Genomic DNA, 3,127 nt, shown 5'->3' on the forward strand with positions numbered 1-3,127 from the left:
CTCGGCGACCGGGTCCGGCGCCGCGTCGAGCAGCCGGCCGACCCACGGGGTGTCCGCCGTGCCGGGCGCCACCGCGTTCACCCGGATGCCCTCCCGCACGTGGTCCGCGGCCATCGCCAGCGTCAACGCGTGCACCGCGCCCTTGCTCGCCGAGTACAGCGCGCGCTGCGGCAGACCGGCCCACGCCGCGATGGAACCGGTGTTCACGATCGCCGGCGACGGCGACTCCCGCAGGTGCGGCAGCGCGGCGCGGGCGACGCGGACCATGCCGAGCACGTTCACCTCCAGCACGCGCCGCCACTCGTCGTCCGGGTTCGCGGCCACGTCACCGGTCGCGCCGACGCCCGCGTTGTTCACCAGGACGTCGAGCCGGCCGAACCGCGCGACCACCTCGGCGACCGCCGCCCGCACGGACTCGTCGTCGGCGACGTCCGCCCGGATGCCGTGCACCGGCGGGTCGACGTCGGGGTTCAGGTCCAGCGCCACCGCCGTCGCGCCCCGGGCCGCCAGCAGGCGCGCGGCGGCCAGGCCGATGCCCGACGCGCCGCCCGTCACCACGGCCACCAGGCCGTCGAACTCGCTCATCGCGCCCCCAGGTTCGTCCACACCGGACCGTCCGGGTACCGGTGGTCGGCCACGCTCCGGTCGCGCAGCCGGGCCGAGAAGCCGGGCTCGGACGGCGCGAGGTACCGGCCGCCGCGCACCACGGCCGGGTCGGTGAAGTGCTCGTGCAGGTGGTCGACCCACTCGATCGACCGGCCGTCCAGCGATCCGGACACCGCGACGAAGTCGGCCATCGCCAGGTGCCGGACCAGCTCGCACAGGCCGACGCCGCCCGCGTGCGGGCAGACCGGGACGCCGAACTTGGCCGCCAGCAACAGGATCGCGACGTTCTCGTTGACGCCGCCGACCCGGCACGCGTCGAGCTGCACCACGTCCACCGCGCCGGCCTGGAGGAGCTGCTTGAAGACGACCCGGTTCTGGACGTGCTCGCCGGTGGCGACCTTGATCGGCCGCACCGCCCTGGCGATGGCCGCGTGCCCCAGCACGTCGTCCGGCGAGGTGGGCTCCTCGATCCAGTACGGCGCGAACGGCGCCAGCTCGCGCATCCACGCGACGGCCGTGCCGACGTCCCACCGCTGGTTGGCGTCCACGGCGATGCGCACGCCGTCGCCGACGACCTCGCGGGCCAGCGCCAGCCGGCGCACGTCGTCGGCCAGGTCGCCGCCGACCTTGAGCTTGATCATGTCGAAGCCGTCGGCCGGCGCCCGCCGGGCCAGGTCGGCCAGCTTGTCGTCCGCGTAGCCGAGCCAGCCCGGGGACGTCGTGTAGGCGGGGTAGCCGTCCCGGACCAGGGCTGCGGCGCGGTCGGCCCGCCCCGGCTCGGCCCGGCGCAGGATGTCCAGCGCCTCGGCGGGCGTGAGCGCGTCGGACAGGTACCGGAAGTCGACCAGGCCGACGATCTCCTCCGGGGTCATCGCGGACAGGAACCGCCACAGCGGCAGCTCCGCGCGCCGGGCCGCCAGGTCCCACGCGGCGTTGACCACCGCGCCGAGCGCCATGTGCGCGACGCCCTTCTCCGGCCCGAGCCAGCGCAGCTGCGAGTCGCCGACCAGGTCCGCGGACAGCGCGGCGAGGTCGGCGGCGGTCTCCGGCACGGGCCGGCCGACGACGTGGTGCGCCAGCGACCGGATCGCGGCGGCCTGCACGTCGTTGCCGCGGCCGATGGTGAACGCCAGCCCGTACCCGTCCGGCCCCTCCGACGTCCGCAGCACGACGTACGCGGCCGAGTAGTCCGGGTCGGGGTTCATGGCGTCCGAGCCGTCCAGCTCGCGCGAGGTGGGGAACCGGACGTCCGCCACGTCGAGCGCGGTGATCCGGGCGCTCACGCCTGCCCCAGCGTCTGGCGCTGGCGGCCGAGCCCGTCGATCTCCAGCTCCACCACGGAGCCCGCGCGCAGGTACGGCTTCGGCTCGGGCTGCCCGAGCGCGACGCCGGCGGGCGTGCCGGTGTTGACGACGTCCCCCGGTCGGAGGACGAGGAACCAGCTCAGGTAGCGGACCAGCTCGGCCACCGGGAAGATCATGTTCTTGGTGGAGGAGTCCTGCCGCGGCACGCCGTCCACCCACAGGCGCAGGCCGAGCGCCTGCGGGTCGTCGACCTCGTCGGCGGGCACGAGGAAGGGGCCGAGCGGGTTGAACGTCTCGCAGTTCTTGCCCTTGTCCCACTGCCCGCCGCGCTCCAGCTGGAACTCGCGCTCCGACACGTCGTGCGACACCACGTACCCGGCGACGTGGGCCAACGCCTCCTCGGCCGACCCCAGGTACCGGGCCTCGCGCCCGATGACCACGCCCAGCTCGACCTCCCAGTCGGTCTTCACCGAGCCGCGCGGCACGAGCACCTCGTCGTACGGGCCGACGATCGTGTCCGCGGCCTTCAGGAACACCACCGGCTCGGCCGGGATCGCGAGCCCGGTCTCCTCAGCGTGGTCGCGGTAGTTCAAGCCGATGCAGACGATCTTGCCGACGTCCGCGACGGGCGGACCGACCCTCGGGCCGTCGTCCACGATCGGGTGGAGTTCGCCCGCGGCCAGCGCGGCTCTCGTGCGGGCGATGCCGTCGGCGGCTAGGAACGCGCCGGTCACGTCGTCCGTCAGCGGGCTCAGGTCGTACGCGACGCCGTCGTCGGCGCGGACGGCGGGGCGTTCGGAGCCCGACGGTCCCAGGCGCAGCAGCTGCACGGCAGGTCCTCCTCAACAACCGGTCGACAGATCGGATGTATAGCCGTCCACCGGAGGGGCGTCTAGGGCTTGACGGGGAATTGGTCCGATGAATACCGGTAACGAGAGGTCGCGATGAAACTCCACCGCGCGGTGTGGGCGTCCGTCAGCGCCACCGCCGCACTGCTCGCCGCGCTCGTCGTGGCGAGCCCGGCGTCCGCCGCCCCGTCCGCCGCACCCCTGCCACCGCACCGCGCCGACCACGCGACCGGCGGGTCGTCCGAGGTGGTCGGCGCCGCGCTCGCCCGTGCCACCGGGCCGGTGACGGCGTTCATCGAGCTGACCGAGACCCCGGCCGCCGAGGCGTACGGCGACGAGAAGGCGCGCGGCGCGGGCGACCCGGCGGCG

The 3,127-nt window shown here is 74.8% G+C and carries 4 protein-coding genes; 1 reads left to right on the forward strand and 3 read right to left on the reverse strand.

From position 1 onward, the window contains the following. From ACFQ3T_RS35510 to ACFQ3T_RS35520, 3 genes are all read right to left on the reverse strand, one after another. On the reverse strand, positions 1-585 hold a 585-nt coding region (locus ACFQ3T_RS35510), incomplete at its 3' end, for an SDR family NAD(P)-dependent oxidoreductase (RefSeq protein ID WP_380730345.1). Beyond that, positions 582-1,889, reverse strand: a complete 1,308-nt coding sequence (locus ACFQ3T_RS35515; protein ID WP_380730347.1) for an enolase C-terminal domain-like protein — start codon at positions 1,887-1,889, stop codon at positions 582-584. The genes ACFQ3T_RS35510 and ACFQ3T_RS35515, both read right to left, overlap by 4 nt. Continuing rightward, complete coding sequence (locus ACFQ3T_RS35520; protein WP_380730349.1) at positions 1,886-2,740, reverse strand: fumarylacetoacetate hydrolase family protein; 855 nt, start codon at positions 2,738-2,740, stop codon at positions 1,886-1,888. Before ACFQ3T_RS35520 ends, ACFQ3T_RS35515 begins: the two co-directional genes overlap by 4 nt. A 114-nt stretch (positions 2,741-2,854) precedes the next feature. Here ACFQ3T_RS35520 and ACFQ3T_RS35525 point away from each other — a divergent pair. Further along, positions 2,855-3,127 (forward strand): hypothetical protein (locus ACFQ3T_RS35525; RefSeq protein ID WP_380730351.1); only part of this gene is annotated, 273 nt, incomplete at its 3' end.

Source organism: Saccharothrix hoggarensis (assembly GCF_042678885.1).
Taxonomy (GTDB): Bacteria; Actinomycetota; Actinomycetes; order Mycobacteriales; family Pseudonocardiaceae; genus Actinosynnema; species Actinosynnema hoggarensis.